17 protein-coding genes and 1 pseudogene are annotated in these 17907 nt (G+C 38.2%); 5 read left to right on the top strand and 13 right to left on the bottom strand.

The window, feature by feature from the left end; genetic code table 11:
* Positions 1-39 precede the first annotated feature (39 nt).
* The 7 genes and pseudogenes from HE1_RS09225 to bioB form a co-directional block, all read right to left on the bottom strand.
* Complete coding sequence (locus HE1_RS09225; RefSeq protein ID WP_206537250.1) at positions 40-213, bottom strand: hypothetical protein; 174 nt, start codon at positions 211-213, stop codon at positions 40-42.
* Positions 214-289: 76 nt separating this feature from the next.
* Positions 290-2164 carry an ABC-F family ATP-binding cassette domain-containing protein gene (locus HE1_RS05960; RefSeq protein WP_006303657.1) on the bottom strand — a complete coding sequence of 625 codons (1875 nt, stop codon included), beginning with the start codon at positions 2162-2164 and terminating at the stop codon, positions 290-292.
* A gap of 92 nt (positions 2165-2256) precedes the next feature.
* Positions 2257-4818: a leucine--tRNA ligase gene (gene leuS, locus HE1_RS05965; protein WP_006303656.1), complete on the bottom strand. Its 2562-nt coding sequence runs from the start codon at positions 4816-4818 to the stop codon at positions 2257-2259.
* 22 nt (positions 4819-4840) lie between these two features.
* A complete protein-coding gene (locus HE1_RS05970; RefSeq protein WP_162531280.1) occupies positions 4841-5335 on the bottom strand; it encodes a DUF3576 domain-containing protein in 495 nt (164 codons plus the stop codon).
* 361 nt (positions 5336-5696) lie between these two features.
* Positions 5697-6032, bottom strand: coding sequence for an HIT domain-containing protein (locus HE1_RS05975; RefSeq protein WP_023492124.1), 336 nt, complete (start codon positions 6030-6032; stop codon positions 5697-5699).
* 202 nt (positions 6033-6234) lie between these two features.
* Positions 6235-8966: pseudogene (gene secA / locus HE1_RS05980) on the bottom strand (preprotein translocase subunit SecA).
* Positions 8967-9199: 233 nt separating this feature from the next.
* Entirely contained in the window at positions 9200-10189 is a 990-nt protein-coding gene (bioB, locus tag HE1_RS05985; protein WP_166354055.1) for a biotin synthase BioB, read from the bottom strand.
* Here bioB and HE1_RS05990 point away from each other — a divergent pair.
* Entirely contained in the window at positions 10177-11340 is a 1164-nt protein-coding gene (locus HE1_RS05990; protein ID WP_035545385.1) for an aminotransferase class I/II-fold pyridoxal phosphate-dependent enzyme, read from the top strand. The genes bioB and HE1_RS05990 overlap by 13 nt on opposite strands.
* Before the next feature lie 626 nt (positions 11341-11966).
* Here the strand turns inward: HE1_RS05990 and HE1_RS08430 are convergent.
* Both HE1_RS08430 and HE1_RS10535 read right to left on the bottom strand, forming a co-directional pair.
* Complete coding sequence (locus HE1_RS08430) at positions 11967-12140, bottom strand: hypothetical protein (protein WP_006298925.1); 174 nt, start codon at positions 12138-12140, stop codon at positions 11967-11969.
* A gap of 113 nt (positions 12141-12253) precedes the next feature.
* Positions 12254-12427: a transposase gene (locus HE1_RS10535; RefSeq protein WP_206537249.1), complete on the bottom strand. Its 174-nt coding sequence runs from the start codon at positions 12425-12427 to the stop codon at positions 12254-12256.
* A gap of 159 nt (positions 12428-12586) precedes the next feature.
* Here HE1_RS10535 and HE1_RS06005 point away from each other — a divergent pair, with 159 nt between their 5' ends.
* Together HE1_RS06005 and HE1_RS09230 are read left to right on the top strand one after the other, a co-directional pair.
* Positions 12587-12937 (top strand): hypothetical protein, encoded by a 351-nt coding sequence (locus HE1_RS06005; protein WP_035545384.1) that lies wholly within the window; start codon positions 12587-12589, stop codon positions 12935-12937.
* Positions 12938-13129: 192 nt separating this feature from the next.
* Positions 13130-13273: a hypothetical protein gene (locus tag HE1_RS09230; RefSeq protein ID WP_162531313.1), complete on the top strand. Its 144-nt coding sequence runs from the start codon at positions 13130-13132 to the stop codon at positions 13271-13273.
* A gap of 6 nt (positions 13274-13279) precedes the next feature.
* On the opposite strand, the gene HE1_RS09235 is transcribed toward HE1_RS09230, so the two are convergent.
* From HE1_RS09235 to HE1_RS06025, 4 genes are all read right to left on the bottom strand, one after another.
* Positions 13280-13444, bottom strand: coding sequence for a hypothetical protein (locus tag HE1_RS09235; protein WP_162531314.1), 165 nt, complete (start codon positions 13442-13444; stop codon positions 13280-13282).
* A 995-nt stretch (positions 13445-14439) separates the two neighbouring features.
* Positions 14440-15702 (bottom strand): beta-ketoacyl-ACP synthase II, encoded by a 1263-nt coding sequence (gene fabF / locus HE1_RS06015; RefSeq protein ID WP_035545759.1) that lies wholly within the window; start codon positions 15700-15702, stop codon positions 14440-14442.
* Positions 15699-15998 carry an acyl carrier protein gene (locus HE1_RS06020; protein ID WP_006291263.1) on the bottom strand — a complete coding sequence of 100 codons (300 nt, stop codon included), beginning with the start codon at positions 15996-15998 and terminating at the stop codon, positions 15699-15701. The genes fabF and HE1_RS06020 overlap by 4 nt, the downstream gene beginning before the upstream one ends.
* A 436-nt stretch (positions 15999-16434) precedes the next feature.
* Entirely contained in the window at positions 16435-16905 is a 471-nt protein-coding gene (locus HE1_RS06025; protein WP_035545767.1) for a glycine zipper domain-containing protein, read from the bottom strand.
* Positions 16906-17362: 457 nt separating this feature from the next.
* On the opposite strand from HE1_RS06025, the gene HE1_RS09240 reads away from it, so the two are divergent.
* Positions 17363-17533, top strand: coding sequence for a hypothetical protein (locus HE1_RS09240; protein ID WP_162531315.1), 171 nt, complete (start codon positions 17363-17365; stop codon positions 17531-17533).
* Positions 17493-17855, top strand: a complete 363-nt coding sequence (locus tag HE1_RS06030; RefSeq protein ID WP_052567440.1) for a hypothetical protein — start codon at positions 17493-17495, stop codon at positions 17853-17855. The genes HE1_RS09240 and HE1_RS06030 overlap by 41 nt, the downstream gene beginning before the upstream one ends.
* Positions 17856-17907 lie beyond the last annotated feature (52 nt).

The following is a 17907-nucleotide window of genomic DNA, read 5'->3' on the forward strand; positions in this document are numbered from 1 at the left end:
ACTTCTCTACATGACGACTGATCGTCAATCAGAAGAGCCTTAGCAATTTGACGATAGCTTCCCCTTTGTCGGAAACAAAACTGCCTTAATCCTATCTTCTACGCGTCGGTTCGTAACGCAACACGATCTCCTTCTTTCAGAAATATGATACGTATTTTTATTAAATCCCGTCATTCGATCTAGAATTTTTTTGCTAAACTGAAAGCAATGCAAAGCCATTGCCTCGCGCTATGATAAACGTCCGTAAATTCTATGGGCGTTGTTCACTTGGTTTTACTTGTCGTTTTGCTTAATTGAGGACGGGCCTTAGTAAGCAATCTTTTTCATCTTTGCTGCAAAGGCGAGATTCTTTTTCTGCAACGTTAATCCAGGCTTCTTCTTTTTCTTGAATTTTTTCTAAACACTCACAAAGCGTTTGACTCATGACAGAAAGCTGCTCTATTTGAGATGCGTTAAGTGGAAGAGGAGAGTTCCTTTGAAAATGCACCAACTGCTCTTCTAATCTCCTTTTTTGATCTAAAAGCTCTTCAATTTCCTGTAATCCATTTTCCAGTAAAAATTTTTCTCGATAAGATAATTTTTCTTTTTTCAAAGAAGATCGCGCCGAAGCTTCAACACTAGAAGACTTTTCAGCACAAGGTTTTGACGATTTTTCTGGAATCTTAAAAAATGCATGGCGTTCTGACTCTGCTTGAAGATATTCACTAAAACTTCCAACAAACTCTCTAACCTTTCCTTGAGATTCAAAAACTAAAACGCTTGAAACCACATCATCCAGAAAATCCCGATCATGAGATACAATAATAATAGTTCCCGCATACTGCAATAAAAAATCTTTTAAAAAATCCAAAGTCTCAATATCAAGATCATTGGTAGGTTCATCTAAGATTAACAAATCAGGACTTTGAGATAATAGCTTTGCCAAACGCAAACGATTTCTTTCCCCCCCCGAAAGCATTTGAACAAGACAGTGAGCTTGTTCTGGAGAAAATAAAAACTCTTTTAAATACGCAACCACATGACGCTGCTTTCCCTGAACGTCTACATAGTCTGACCCTTGAGAACACAAAAAACGTTTGACCGAAAAAGAAAGCTCTTCTATAGGCTGATTTTGCTTAAACATGCTCCAATGAAGCGTAGAAGCAGTTTTTAATATTCCTTCGCTAGGCGTTATTTCTTTGGTAAGAACACGAATTAATGTACTCTTTCCACATCCATTTGGCCCTATAATTCCTATACGGTCACCTTTCAGCAAGCGAAAATTGAGCTCCTTGAACAACCCCCTGCCCTCTGGTAACGTATACCCCAAATTCCAGCCTTCCATTAATTGTCGTGTAAGGCCTACATCATCTTGGCGAGACGGTACCATTTTTTGCTGATTTTTACTGAAATTTGCTTTTTGCGCGCGCAGCTCTTTAAGACGGGATAAGCGCCCCTCATTTCGTCGTCGTCGCGCAGTCACACCACGAGCCAACCAGCGCAATTCTTGAGCTAATTTTACATCTAAACGAGACTGAATACGAATTTGTTCTTGCAAAAAAGTTTCCTGCCACGTTTCAAACCCCTCAAATCCCACGGGGGCTGACCTTAGTTTTCCTTGATGAAGCCACAACGTCCGTTGCGTAACGTTTTTTAAAAACTTTCGATCATGAGCAACAATAATAAATGCCTGCTTGGATTTTAAAATCCACGATTCTAGCCACTCAATACCCACGATATCTAAATGATTGGTGGGCTCATCCAATATAATTAAATCTGACGGAATTAACAAAGTTCTTGCAATATATGCTCGCCTTAATTCCCCTCCTGACAGCTGAGAAAGCTTTTGTTTAGGATCTAAGTTTAAAGTTAATAAAAGTTCCTCTGCCTGAAACGCCAAGTGAGGCGCTTTCAAGACTTCGTGCAAAAAGGTTTCTACGGAACATTCCGGAACATTTTTATGATTTTGACACAGATATGCAATAGACAATCCAGGTTTTGGGATATAAACCCCTTCCTCAATATCAAGTTCTTGAGCAAGAACTCTTAAAAGAGTGGACTTTCCACACCCATTGCGCCCTACTAGAGCAATTTTTTCTCCAGCATAAATGTGCACAGTTTCTTTAGACAGTATAACCTTCTTATGAACATGTAACGCAGCATCTTTAAGAGTTAAAATATTCATACAATATTTCCTTTTCTTTTATTCAAGACTACGGCTTTACACTCTTTCAACTGAATGCATCCAAAAAAAAACTTCAACATATCTTTCCTATTTTACACAACAATACTTACAATTTTATGAGGAATAATAATGACACGGTGCATTTCTTTTCCGTTTAACACTGCTTGAAACTTTGGAACTTTTAAAACTTTTTTTAGTATTTCCGCTTCATCTTCATGAATAGAAACTTCAATCGTTCCCTTTGATTTTCCATTAATTTGAACAGCCAACGTAACCACTTCATCTTGAAGCAAGGCTTCTTCATAAGATGGCCATTTGACAGAATGGATAAACACACCAGGGTTTATATGGTTATACAGCTCTTGAGCTAAATGAGGCATAACAGGAGCCATCATAGAAATAAAAGCTAAAACCGCTTCTTTTAAGGCCCAGGAAGAAGAATCATCATCTTTTTGAAAATCATTTTGAAAATCTTGAATTGCATTCCCTAACTCTCGCAACAACGTAATATACTTATTCAGATGATACCCTTTGATGGCACGTTCAATAAAACAAATGCTGCGGTGTGTGGTTCTTCTTAAGTTTTTAGCAATCAAAGAAAAATTTTTAGGCTTTTTTAGATGATCATGAAAAGAAATTTTATTCTGAGTTTCCGAAAAAACATTCCAGAATCGGTGAACACATCTCCAACATCCTTCAATCCCCTCAATACTCCATTCCAAATCTTTTTCTGGGGGGGTGTCTGAAAGCATAAAAAGCCGCAAAGTATCTGCTCCGTAAGTCTTTATCATATGATCTACACTTACTACATTGCTCTTAGATTTGCTCATTTTTTCGCTGCGCCCCACCGTTACTGGGCTTCTATCACTAGAGCGACAATAAGAGCCATCTTCCTGTTTTTCTATCTCTTCAGGGTAAAGATAGCTTCCATCTTGGGCTGTGTACGTTTTATGACACACCATCCCTTGAGTAAATAGTCTTTGAAAAGGTTCTTCAATATCCCAATATCCACAAGCTTTTAAAGCTCTTGAAAAAAACCGCGCATACAAAAGGTGTAAAATTGCATGCTCTACTCCGCCAATATAGTGATCAACTGGCATCCATGTCTCGATGGATTCTTTAGAAAAGGGTTCTTGAGTATTATGTGCATCGCAAAATCTTGCAAAATACCAAGATGATTCTACAAAGGTATCAAATGTATCTGTTTCTCTTTGTGCTTGCGCTTGACAAGAAGGACAAAGAACGTGCTTCCACGTTGGGTGTGCAGCAAGAGGATTCCCCTTTCCTTCAAACATCACATCTTCTGGTAAAATCACGGGTAAATCTTTTAGTGGAACAGGAACTATTCCACAAGAAGGACAATGAATAACAGGAATAGGCACGCCCCAATATCTTTGCCTGCTGACACACCAATCTTTTAATCGATACACCGTTTGAGGATGTCCAAAACTTTGCTTACTTAACGCTCTTAACATGGAATGATGCGCTTCGGAAACTGTCATCCCATTCAAAAATTCTGAATCCACCATGCGCCCATCACTTTGAAAAGGAACCGTTTGCGCTTCAAATGGACGAATCACAGAAGTTACCGAAAGTCCGTAGCGTCTAGAGAACTCAAAATCCCGCGCATCATGGGCAGGACATCCAAAAATCGCACCAGTTCCGTAATGTCCTTGAACATAGTTTGTAATGTAAATTGGAATCCGATTTTGCCCTAAAAAGGGATGCTTTCCATAATATCCAGAAAAAACTCCCTCTTTTTCTTCAGTTTCTGCTGTGCGAGTAGAGGTATCTTTACAATTTTGCTTTTTTAAAAATTCTGCGATTTTTGGATTTTCTTTTTCCCAAAGTACCGCTAGAGGATGCTGAATAGAAAGAGCAAAAAATGTTGCACCAAACAATAATTCAGGGGTAGTGGTGAATGTCGTAAACGTTAAGGGAGTATCCCAGACACCAAACTGGATACACGCACCTTGCGATTTTCCAATCCATTGTTCTTGCATGCGCTTTACGTGCTCAGGCCATTGGGTGAGCTGCTGCAATCCTTCCAATAACTCTTCTGCAAAATCAGTAATCTTGAAAAACCACTGATCAAGAAGGCGCTTTTCTACTAATGCTCCAGAACGCCACCCTCTTCCTTGAATAACCTGTTCATTGGCCAGAACGGAATGATCTACCGGGTCCCAATTAACCTCTGCCTGCTTGCGATAAGCGATTCCCTGTTCATAAAATTTAAGAAACATTTTTTGTTCATGAACATAGTAAGATGGATCGCAAGAAAAAAGCTCTCTAGACCACTGCAATGATAGCCCCAACGCTTGAAGTTGTTGACGCATATTTTCTGCGTTACGATATGTCCAGTCTTTTGGATCTACTTTTTGCTTTAAAGCAGCGGTTTCTGCAGGAAGCCCACAAGCATCCCACCCCATGGGATGCAACACGCTGTACCCTTTTTGCTGAAAAAAACGTGCAATAACGTCTCCTAATGCGTAATTTCTTACATGACCTACATGTAACTGCCCAGAAGGATAAGGAAACATTTCTAAAACGTACATTTTTTTAGAATGATCGCAAGGTTCAAAGGCATTACTTTCTTGCCAAATTTTTTGCCATTTTTTCTCACAAGATAATGGAGAATAATTGTGGTGATTCATACGGACACTCCTTCTTTAAAGATTATTTATTTTGAACAGCGTAATCGCGAGCATGCAGTAAAATACTGCGCTTAATTTTCTGCTCTAATTCTAACGAAGTTGGAATAATGATCCATTGCTCCTGTTTTAAAACTTGATGGAGAACAGTAACAGATAATGCCTCCACACGAATTTCTTGGCAAGGAATAATACAAACTTTCACTTGAAGACGATGATTGGGAAGATCTTTTGGAATATACCAATGCGTTTGTAAAAATCCACGCTCTGGATCGAAAATTTCCAAAGGAATTCGCGCCAATGCTTTTAAGGCACCATACCACAAAGCAAAAGCTTTTTTAAAGGGTTCTGACTTTTTTTCTGCTAGCTCTAAGGGGCTGGGGAACAAAGGTTTCATGTTGTCATAAGTTTTTAACTGTCGTTCGGTAGGAAGGCCAACTTTTTCTGAACTTCTTAATTCCTGACACCCTAAAAACAAAAAAAAAGCAGTTGATACGACGATGCTAAAGACTATTTTCAAAAACTGACCTTCTAAAGTTCTCCAAGTTTCTATCTCAAAAATCAAAAACCGCATATTAATACACATAAAAAAATCAATACTACATTAGCAATCTTTTCTGGCAAGATCAAGAGAAATTTCATAAATAAAAATAGAGCCAATTTTTGTAGTTTTCTTTCATTAATTTCATCTTACTAGGCGCCTTGTATAAAACGACATCACCAAAACTCCAGGCTCTAAACTACTTTTTGCAAGCTATTCTTCATTTAAAGCGTCAATGAAAAACGATACCAAAACAAAAAAGTATTAAAAGAACCCCAAGGATACTTGACTTTATTCGCTTGTTTTTAAAAATACCCCACCCCATACTAACCCCCTACTCTTATTTTGCCCCTAAAATATGAAGATGAAAATGCGGCACTTCTTGATGACCATAATTTCCTTGATTCGTTATAGCACGAAACCCGTTTTTTTCAAGTCCAAGAAGCTCCACAACCTCAACTATTCCTTTTTGAAAGGATAAAATTTCTTCAGTAGAGGCGTTCTTATAAAACTCCAAAGCATTTAGGTATTCCCCTTTAGGTATCAACAAAACATGCACAGGAGCTTTAGGAGAAACGTCTTTAAAACATAAGGTGTAGGAATCTTCCCAAACTTTTTGGCAAGGGATAATCCCTTGAACGATCTTAAGAAAAACATTCAATTCAGACATAAACATACAGTTACTGAAAGATCTATTCATTGTAGTTAATTCTTTTAACAAACACAATACCGTAAAAATAAATTAACTATTACAAAAAACGCGTAAATATAAACTAAAAAAACGCTAAACAAATATCGTTATTCTTTCCTTAACAACCAAAAAGAGCCTCCCCCTGCCCTTTTTGAAGTGCTGAATGCTGATTTTTTAAAAATAAACTTTACAAGAACGCATCTTCTTCCATACTTCCATGACAATGCTTGTACCGTCTTCCAGATTGACATGGGCACGGAGAATTTCTAGAAACAGAAGAATAGTCAGGAGCTTGATCTTTCGTATTACCAATATCTAGATCTGGCTTTTCATCATCTTGCTCTACTTTTTTTCTTGTTTCTTTAGGGCTTATTTCTTCAGGAGAGTGTTCAAAATAAAAATTATCTAAATCTTTTTCCTCTGCTCCTTCTATCAGTTCATCTTTTTCATCCATATCATCATCGTACATACTGTTCCATTTTTCCAAAAGCTTTGATGGATCTATATTGTAAAACTGAGTCAAAGATCTTTCTTGCCATTCCAGAATCATATGTTTAAATAATGTAAAAGACTCTTTTTTATACTCATTTAAAGGATCTTTTTGGCCATAAGAACGTAAGTGAATCCCTTCTCTTAAATGGGACATGACGTTTAAGTGTTTCGTCCACTCTTGATCTAAAGTCTGCAGCAAAATGTTTTGCACCATATACTGAACCAACTCTGTATCTAATATTTCTGTCTGCTTCTGGTAGGCATGTTCAATGCACGACAGAATTCTTTCTTCCAAAATATCTGGAGATAAGACTTCTTGTTCTATCCACTGCTGAATATCCACCTCTATTTGAAATACTCGCTTTATGCTTTCTTTCAAAGTTGATATTTCCCAAAAATCAGGTAACTTTTTAGGATCTGTATAGTAAGAAATAAAATTGTGAACTAACGCTTCTTGTGTATCTTGAAATACCTCTAGCGCTTTTTCTCTTAACAAATCATTTCTTGTTTCATAAATAACTTTTCTGTGTTCGTTTAGTACTTGAGCATACCTTAACAATTGTTTGCGTCGTTCAAAATGCTGTGCTTCCACCCTTCCTTGAGCTTTTTCTATATTACGTGTCAGCCACGGATGTGTAACAGGAACGCTGTCATCTTGGTTGTCTTTCAAGAAAGACCGCTTGACAAACTCAATATTAGACCCAAACACCCGCATTAAGTCATCTTCAAGACTAATAAAAAATTTAGAAGTTCCTGGATCTCCTTGCCGTCCAGAGCGTCCTCTTAACTGATTGTCGATACGACGACTTTCATGACGCTCAGTTCCTACGATATATAATCCCCCTGCCTGAATAGCTATTTCTTTTCGTTCTTGAACTTTTTCTCTAACTTCTTGCTCTATACGATGAATTACTTCCTGATCTTCTATATTTTTTAAAAGAAGTGCAAGCTCACTTCCTATTGCTCCCCCCAATTGAATATCTGTTCCGCGTCCTGCCATATTGGTTGCAATGGTCACTGCTCCCGGAAGCCCTGCTCTTTCAATAATTGCCGCTTCCTGTTCGTGATGACGGGCGTTTAAAACATGATGAGGAATGCCTGCTTGTTTAAAAGCATTTGAAAAAATCTCACTTTTTTCAATACTAGAAGTTCCCACCAAAACAGGTTGCTGACGTTGACGACATTCATTCACGAGTTGAACCACTGCTTTTATCTTTCCTGAAAAAGTTGCAAAAATTTCATCATCCAAATCGTTTCGGCGTACTGAACGATGCGTAGGAATGCACACCACAGGCAAACTATACGTTTCTTGAAATTCCGCAGATTCAGTCATTGCAGTTCCTGTCATTCCTGCAAGCTTCTTATACATCAAAAAATAATTTTGGAAGGTAATAGAAGCCAAAGTTTGATTCTCAGGTTCGATTTCTACGCCCTCTTTTGCCTCTAGCGCTTGGTGCAACCCATCTGAATACCTGCTTCCTTTTTTCATACGTCCAGTAAATTCATCGATAATAATTACTTCTTCATTATGCACAATGTAGTCTATGTTTTTTTCAAACATGAATCGAGCTTTAAGCGCCTGATTTAAATGATGAACGAGCATCGTGTTCTTGGCATCAAATAATGTTGCTTCTTGAACAATATTAGATTCCTGTATCAAGTGTTCAACGGTTTTCCATCCTTGTTCTGTAAAAGAAATATTTTTTGTTTTTCGTCTTTTTCGTAATGTTCGGGTAAAAGTTTTGCTACCACTTGATCAATAACTTGATATAATTGCGAGGAATCTTCTGAAGGTCCTGAAATAATTAAAGGAGTCCTCGCTTCGTCGATAAGAATACTATCAACCTCGTCGATAATAGCAAAGTGATGCCCACGCTGCACTTGATCTTCTAAGCGAGTTTTCATGTTATCTCGTAAAAAATCAAAACCGAACTCATTGTTAGTGCCGTAAGTAATATCGCATCGATACGCCTGGGGTTTTTCATAAGAAGGCATATCGCTTGTCACACACCCAACAGACAACCCTAAAAAACTATACAAAGGACGCAATGTAGAAGCATCACGGTTGGCTAAATAATCGTTAACTGTAACAATGTGAACTCCTTCTTCTGTAAGAGCATTTAAATAAACAGGAGCAGTGGAAGCCAAAGTTTTTCCCTCTCCCGTTTTCATTTCCGCAATCATTCCCTTGTGAAGAGCTGCCCCCCCCAAAAGCTGGACATCAAAATGACGCATTCCCAAAGTTCTTACTGAAGCTTCACGAACAACCGCAAATGCCTCACAAAGAAGACTATCCAAGGATGCCCCTTCTTGAAGACGATTTTTAAATTCTTTAGTCTTTTGCTGAAGCGCCTCATTACTAAGCGCCTTCATTTGAGCTTCTAGAGCGTTAATATCAGCAACAATTTTATGTAAACTTTGAAGAATTTTTAAACTTCTATGATTTTTTTAAAAAAATTTATAAATTGTTGATGTAAGGTTTTCCACATTCTCTTAATCCTCTACTTTCTCAAAAGACTACTTTGCCGCACACATGTTCATTATTATGCCATACATATGCTTTAAAAACCAATGCGATGCCTTAAAAAACTTAACATCTGAACTGCTCCTTTTCTATTTTTTACAGAGCACTTTTTAATTAAGGTACGTTTTTTCCAACGCTAAGAAAAATTTTCCGCAGAAATTCCAAGACGCTTTAACAAATTTAGATCTTTTTCCGGTTTAGGATTGGCAGCGGTTAAGAGCGTTTCCCCATAAAATATAGAGTTAACTCCCGCCATAAAACACAACGCTTGAAGTTCGTCAGACATGTTTTCACGACCAGCTGAAAGGCGGATATAAGACCTGGGCATTAAACATCGTGCCACTGCAACAATACGAACAAAATCAAATCCATCCACGGCCTGACGGTCTGCAAGCGGAGTCCCTGGGATAGGAATCAATTGATTTATAGGAACAGATTCTGGAGGTGGAGCTAAATTAGCCAAGAGAACAAGCATTCTTAATCGATCCTCATTACTTTCTCCCATTCCAATAATTCCCCCGCAGCATACTTTAATTCCAACCTTTCGCACAACTTCTAACGTATTTAATCGATCTTGGAAGGTCCGAGTTGTGATAACCTTATCGTAAAACTCTATGGACGTATCGATATTATGATTGTAAAAATCTAATCCGGCTTGTTTTAATTGTAAGGCTTGATCCTCCTTTAGCATTCCCAAAGTAACACAGGTTTCCATTCCTTGCTTTTTTACTGCACGAACCATTTCACACACTCGATCAAGATCTTGAGTTTTTGGTTCACGCCAAGCAGCTCCCATACAAAAGCGCGTTGCCCCTGCCTCTTTTGCACGCCTTGCAGCCACCACTACTTTTTCAAGATCCATCAGTGGAGATGCCTTAACCCCCGTCCTATAGCGCGCAGATTGGGGACAATAGGCACAATTTTCTGAACATCCCCCTGTTTTGATGCTTAAAAGCGTGCTAATCTGCACAGTGCTAGAAGAAAAATTTTTTCTATGAAGCTGTTGTGCTTCGTATAAAAGTTCCAAAAAAGGCTTAAAGAAAAGCCCTTGCGCTTGTTCTAATGTAAAGCAGGACAAAGAAGATTTTTCACAAGAACCTTTGCAGGCAGAAAATGTACACTCCATATCAAGACTACATTCACACACTAAATAACACGCTGAAGTATCGCAAATTACCGATTTTTCGTCAAGAAAAATTTTCTTCTGTTTTAGACTTTTCCAATAATGATTATTTAGGATTAAGCCAACACCCGAAAATTTTAAAAGAAGCCATCAACGCAATACAGATCTATGGGATGGGGGCAAAATCCTCTAGAATTTCTTCTATATACCATCCTTTTTGCGATCAACTTGAAACACAAATCGCTTTAGATAAAAAAACAGAAGCGGCATTGTTTTTTTCTTCAGGATTTCAAGCTAATTTCAGTGTTTTATCAGCAATTTTAGATCGTGGAATATTAGGGGGCTGCCCAGTTGTGTTTTCTGATCGATTAAATCATGCCAGTATTTATCAAGCTTTACTATTCAGTCAGTGTGAATGGGTGCGATATCGTCATCTAGACACAAAACATCTTCAATGTTTATTAGAAAAATATGCCAAAGACTCTAGACCTAAATTTATAGTAACAGAAACAGTTTTTGGAATGGATGGAGACACAGCCCCCCTAAAAGACATCCATGCACTAGCGTTAAAATACAAGACTTTTGTATATTTAGACGAAGCTCACGCAACAGGACTTTTTGGTATTAACGGATATGGATGTTCTACCTTGCAAGATTGGAGCCAAGTTCCTCACATCATTATGGGCACATTCAGCAAAGCTTTGGGGGGAAGTGGCGCATACATTGCGTGCAGCAAGATACTAAAAGAATATTTGATTAACAAGGCTCAAGGATTTATTTACTCTACAGCCCCCTCTCCTTGCGTTGTGGCAGCGGCACTTCGAGCGTGGAACTTGATCAAAACAATGAACAAAGAGCGCCTTCACCTGAAATCTCTTGGTGAAAGTTTTAGAAAAATGCTAACCGAACAAGGAGAAGATATTGGATCAAGTACAACGCACATTATTCCCATCATCTTGAAAAACGAAGAAAGCGTTATGGAAATTCAACATTACCTTGGCTTTAAACATATTTATGTTTCTGGAATTCGCCCCCCTACAGTCCCCCCAAATCAAGCACGTTTGCGTATTGGATTGAAAGCCCTTCATACCCAAGAAGATCTTCTTCGGTTCATGCAGGAATGGAAAAAATTAAGGGAAAATCGTATTTATTAATCATTAACTGTTCAGTCCCAACACCATATATTGGATTGTGATCAAACTCTTTAAGAAAGATATCAAAGGGAGTTTGATATCTCAATGAGTTAAGTTTACGTCGATGATTAATAATATAAAACAAAAGTTATCAAATTCTTTTTAAGTTTTTCCAATTACTGATAATATATGTTTTTGTTGTATATTGTTTGATCATTCTGTTTGTACCCTCCACCTGTCCATTGGTCCAAGGATGTCTAAATTGTGTAAGCCTATGCTCAAGTTTTATAAGCTTTACACGTTGCATCAAAAGGATGGGGGGGGGGACAAAGATGCTCAGCTAGAAGCGCATAGGTAAATTGAGCACCATTATCAGTCCGGATTTTATAACCTGTATTAATGATTCAGCTAACCATTCTTAATGGGATCATGGAATGGGCTATCATACTCATGTTTTCAGCAGTCGCTATAGAAATTTCATAATTTTTAGATACCCTTCGAAAATGATTTAGCCATGCGTTCTTTCGACAATCCAACGCTTTGGCAAGTATAGCCTATCTTTGAGATATATACTCTGAGATTGCTATACACTCTGAGATTGCTATAGTTTTATTCAATTAGTTTTCACTAATTCCTTCATGGATTTTCTATATCCAGCATCTGCACACACTCCCTTTAATGTATGATGATTTTTGCACCGCTTCCTTAAAAACTCTGCACCCAGCACCTGTGTCATGCGTATTGGCCTTATGAACCGTGATATGAAGCAGATTGTCTTGCGTATCAACAACACTATGCCGTTTACGTATTTTTTCCCCCATCTATACCTATTTTTTCTGAGGCACCTGTGGGGTTAACACTTTGTGAATGATGCTATAGCTGGGATTCTTGCTCCTTTCATACTTAATTCGGCGTATCTTAACAAGTTCATGCATTACTTTTTCCCATACCCCCTTAATCCTACATCGTCTATAAACGAATGTACCGTCGAATATGGTGGAAAATCTTTTGGTAGAATGCGCCATTGACAACCGCTTTTGATTATATAAAATATCTCATTACTTTTTTTTGTTGTATTTGCTTTTATTTCCGTAATTGCCGTTATCAAAATGATGATTTTTCACATCTTGCTCTCTCTTTTAAATCGTTTGGATAATTCTTCTTCTACACCTTCAAGCCTTTATTTTATTCATGAATACAGGTTCTTTTAGTAATTTTAAATGTACAATTCTTAATAATATTTCTTAAAAACATTGTAGATACACTCATGCTGAATGAAATTGTTTACAAGTTTAATAATGTTTCTTATACAAAGATTTCTGAAAGAAGGAGATCGTGTTGCGTTACGAACCGACGCGTAGAAGATAGGATTAAGGCAATTTTGTTATCAGAGTGGAGCGTCAAATTGCTAGAGGCTCTTCTGATTGACGATCGTAGAGGAGAAGGAAGATCAAAGGTTAATGGTGTCAAGCTGGGGCTCTGTAAGCAAGCTGAATTTTTCACAAACAGCAAAACTTATCGCACATTTGGAAAGCCACTACGTGCGTATGTGAAAGTAAGTGATATGTTCTTTAGGTATTGCGTAGACGATTCAAAGCAAGACGTTGCACGCCTATAACTTTTCATTTAAAAATCCAGAAACACAGCCCGCAAAGGCAGCCAAGCAGGAAGCGTTTATTCAACGGTGATGACAATACTGCCGAACTATCCTGTTTGGTGATGCCCCCCACCATGGCAACGAAAATCACCTGTCAGGCCCCCCATTGCTACGACGGCCTACGTGAACCTGATGGGAGGGATGCGCCTTACGATGGTGTCCTTAACCCCCTTGAAGAGGTTTTTTGATCCGCTGAAAGACGCTTGTCCAAAGGCGCCGTTCTACCTGATCTTGGATCAAAGACCTTATAACACAAGCAAAGACACCCAAAAAGCAGCAAAAGAAAGGGGGCATTGAGTTGCGTTATTTGCCCTCCCTAGCCCCAACCAGAGAAGAATGAACATGTGCGCAACAATCGATTTTTCTTCTCTGCCAAAGAGTTTTGCCAGAGTGTGCTGCAATTTTTTCGACCAAACCTGAAACAACATCGCCATGGATCTTGTCGACCGCGTCAATGACAGCTTTCAACGCATTAGTCCAACACTTTCAATTTGATTTGGTACATAAACATCATCAAGCGGTAATTTAGAAATCGTCTAAATTGGAAAATCACATGGTGCTGCGTTAAGGATAAGACGCGCTTTGGCTGTGTCGGGTCCGAGCGCTTATTATCTCAACAGCTTGATGTCTTCTTCCATTTTAGAACCGTCTTGACGTTTAGGGGATAGCGTTTTGCAAGCGTTGGGGCGCTCTTTTTAGATTCTTGTATTTCTTTTCTGATTTTGGCGGTGTTTTGGCATTCGTATGCAATATATTATTTCCCATAAATTTGTTTCTTTAACTTTTTTACAGATTACATCATAAGAGTTAGGAACTAAACATCTAAATGATAGTTTACGAAAAAGTAGTCTATTACTGCTCAATAAGATTAAGTTCAAGAGAAAGGAAGATAGAGAGAGAAGAGCAAGTCCATTTTCTTTCAAAGCCTTTTTCATGGGGATAAAGAATGCAATACCATATTATCTACCCTTCTGCGTTGTTTTTTACAGTTTTGGAAATCAGATCTTGTCTACCCCAAGCACTTAAGATTTTTTCATACTATTTATCTCTATAAAAATATTTTCTAAAAATCGATCGTTTTTAATTACGCAAAAGGTTTGCTAGAATTTTAGGAAACTTTCTTGGTTTGTTTTTACTAGACCTGCTGTGTGGGTGTGATTTTATGTAAATTTTATAAACGTTTGTATTTACTATTCATTTTTTTAAACAAAAAACTAAGATTAAAACGTTTGAAGCGATGAACTTTAAATAATTTCTTATCCTTGGAATAAAAAATTTTCTAGCCTATCCGATATTACAGTGATTTTTATCTCTTATCTCTATCCCCCCCCCTGTGCACTGTTGCGTTGTCAATAACTGAACAGCGTAAGCACGTACACTTTTGCTCTTCGTACTCACATTTGACTAAAAACACAAAAAGCTGCGCCCTTTACCAACATAAAGAGCACCCAAAACCAAACGCTCTAAGAATCCCATGCCTTAAAAATCAAAGTAGCATTCGTTCCGCCAAACCCAAAAGAATTGCTAAGAACATGGCAAAGATTATTAACTTTCCGCGATACACAAGGAACCAAATCAATTCCTAAATTGTACGACGTAGAATCAAAAGATATTAAGTTTAATGTAGCTGGAACAATAGCATGACGCAGGGCCATGATAGAAAAAAATGCTTCTAATGCACCAGACGCTCCTAAAAGATGCCCGGTAGAAGATTTTGTAGAGGACATTAGTGGCAATTTTTCCTTAGAAACATTTTCAAAAAGGCGCTCTACCGCTTCTAATTCAGCTTTATCGCCTAAAGGAGTTGATGTTCCGTGTGCATTTATATACCCTATCTCTTCTAGGGAAAGATCTGCAACTTCCAGCGCTTCTTTCATGCTTCGGTAGGCTCCTTCTCCAGAAGCAGCTGTTATGTGGTAAGCATCACTTGTTGCACCATATCCTACTAGTTCCGCGTAAATCTTAGCACCTCTGCTTTTAGCATGATCTAAATTTTCTAAAATAAGAGTTGCTGCTCCTTCCCCCATGACAAATCCATCGCGTTCTTTGTCCCAGGGGCGGGATGCTTTTTCTGGCTCGTGATTTCGCACGGACAAAGCTTTCATAGCAGAAAACCCAGCAATACCAATTTCACAAACCGTTGACTCGCTTCCCCCCGCTATAATAGTCTCTGCTCTTCCAGCTTTAATGGCCCAAAATGCTTCCCCAATAGCGTGAGAGCTTGCAGCGCACGCGGTAGCAAATCCAAGATTAGGCCCCTTAGCCCCAGTCAGAACACTGATTTGTCCTGCGGTCAAATTTATTAATGCTCCGGGAACAAAAAAAGGACTTACCTCTCTATACCTGCGTGCCAAAGCATTAACATTTTTTTCAATCAAAGGGAGCCCTCCGATCCCTGAGCCGAAAAACACAGCCGTTTTTTCAGGCTCAAGACGTGGATCAAAGTTCGAATCTTTTAACGCTTCCTTTGCAGAAACCACAGCAAGCGCAATAAACCTATCCATTCTTCGAAGCTCAGTGGGCTTTATCCAACAAGAAAAATCTAACTGTCCGTCTTCACTTCCTTCCGGTATAACCCCTGCAATTTTACAAGGAATATCCTCGTCTTCTAGGTCAATAGAGCGAATGCCGCTTTCGCCCCTAATTAACCGATTCCAAACCCAATCTATACCAACGCCAAGAGGGCTTATAACCCCCATTCCTGTTACAACAACGCGACGGTTCATGCTTTTTCTTCATTAGACAACCGCATAACCAACCCAACGATATCTCCCACTGTTTTGATCTTGCTGGTTTCTTCATCAGAAATCGTACAGCCAAACCTTTTTTCTAAGTCCATTACTAGCTCAATTTGATCTAGACTATCTGCACCAAAATCTCCTGTAATGCTGGAATCCATAGTAATTTCTTTATTATGTGCAACCGACTGGGCTAAAATTTCAGATATTTCTCGAAAAACTTCATCAACGCTCTTTCTTTTTGTTTCCACGGAAACGCTTGAATTGGAATGATCAATTGTCATAAGGCCTCTAACTTCAGTATTTTAAAAAAGTGTTATATCAGTTATTATCACAAATTGAATTTTTTATCTAGCCCCCTTCTTGTTTATTTAGCCCCCTCGCTTAAATGAGATTGCTTTTAAAACGCAAACTCATGACTAAAGTGCAGCGCTAATGATGGATAACGACTACCCCCCTTTTTTTTAATACATCATATGTCTTTGAAAAGTCTGAAATTTAGAAACATACATCTAGAGGAAGATTGTTTTACGTACGCGTCCAAAAACATCATTTCCTCTTCTACCTTCAGATCCCTAGTCTTACGCTATATTGCTAAGGACACTTTTTTTATTCCCCCCACAAAAGCACCCCATCAAAAAAAACTACGATAGAAAACATTTAGTGCACTAAAAAAATAGCCTTATACACAAATAACGGTTCAAAAATTAGTTGCTATTTTTATCGCGGAATCACACGACTGCGATCTTTTTGACTTTGAACAACAAAAACTTTTTGCCCAACACATAAAGCTGGGCTAGGACCTTGAACAACAGTTAAAAATGCTCCCGTATCAAGTTGTATTTGGTATTCCACCCCGTCTTGATCAGTTAACGCTCTTGCAGCATAGTGTCCTATTGCTCCACCTGCAAGCGCTCCCCCTGCTGCTGCAAAAAGACTTCCCGTTCCTTGTCCGATAGCAGATCCACCCAACCCGCCAGCTAGCGCACCAACAAGAGCACCAACACCAGGCTTATTATCATCTTCTGTCGTTGAACTTCCAGAAACATTTACTGTCCTTTTTGCAATGATCTTTCCAGGCAATGTTGTGCATGTCTCCCCTACGCCGCTTAACGCATAATCACGGCTACCTATCCGAGGCGCACATCCAGACAACAATAAACTTATCAATAAAAAATTAAAAAAACGCACTTGTTTATACACTCCTTAACGAATCTATTGAAAATAATAATAGATATTTTTTAAAAATGGAAGATGTTTTCATATTCTATTAACATAAAATTCAAACACGATAGTCCATCATACCAATATTCTAATTTGCGCTCAGCTACAAGAAATAAAATATCATTTTTCGTAGAAATTTCATAACACAGCACTACTCATCGTATACCCATTTACTATTTTAATATCATCTGGTCAACTTTGATCCTCAATGATTTTATTCTACTTCTGATTAAGAAAAAGGTTTGCATAAATGCTTTATAACGATGGCTCTGAAAAAAGGTTCGAAATAAAATTTTATATTTTTCGTACATCAAAAAGCTTGTGCTAACTTAACCTTGCACTCATACTCCCCCTCACTTTTTTGAAGGGTCTTTAAAAGATCCGAAAGAGAGGCTATTTTATTAAAAATAAACAAAAATGTTTAATGCAAATTAACCTCTCATCCAGCGCAGAGACTTTTAAAACTTTCGTGCTTAGTATGATCGATCAGCGAAATGTTCAGCATCCTGCGCTGATCCACAAGATGAACTCTCCAGCTTCAATAAAATCCAAGCTTGAACGCGTCAGGCGTTTTTTTAAAAGGACAAGGAATTGATTCTGGACTCTTCTCAAAAGCCTTGATATCAAGCATTTGGGAGCAAGTTCCTAAAATGCATTTAATGCTCGATGGCACCAATTGGAAGTTTGAAACGCAGAATATCAATTGCCTCGTACTAGCTGTTAAAGTTGGAAAGATTACATTTCCTTTGTTTTGGAGCATGCTTGATCACCAGAAAAATTCGCACACCCAAGCACGCATCAGCTTATTAAACCAATTTAAGGAAATCTTTGGGGTCGATAAAATTCTCTCCTTTTCAGCTGATCGCGAATTTGTGGGCAAAGATTGGATCACTTATTTGTGTGACTTATTTGTGTGACCACAAGATCCCTTTTTTTATCCGTATAAAAGATAATCCATTGGCCAACTTC

The organism is Holospora elegans E1 (assembly GCF_000648275.1).
Lineage (GTDB): Bacteria > Pseudomonadota > Alphaproteobacteria > Holosporales > Holosporaceae > Holospora > Holospora undulata_A.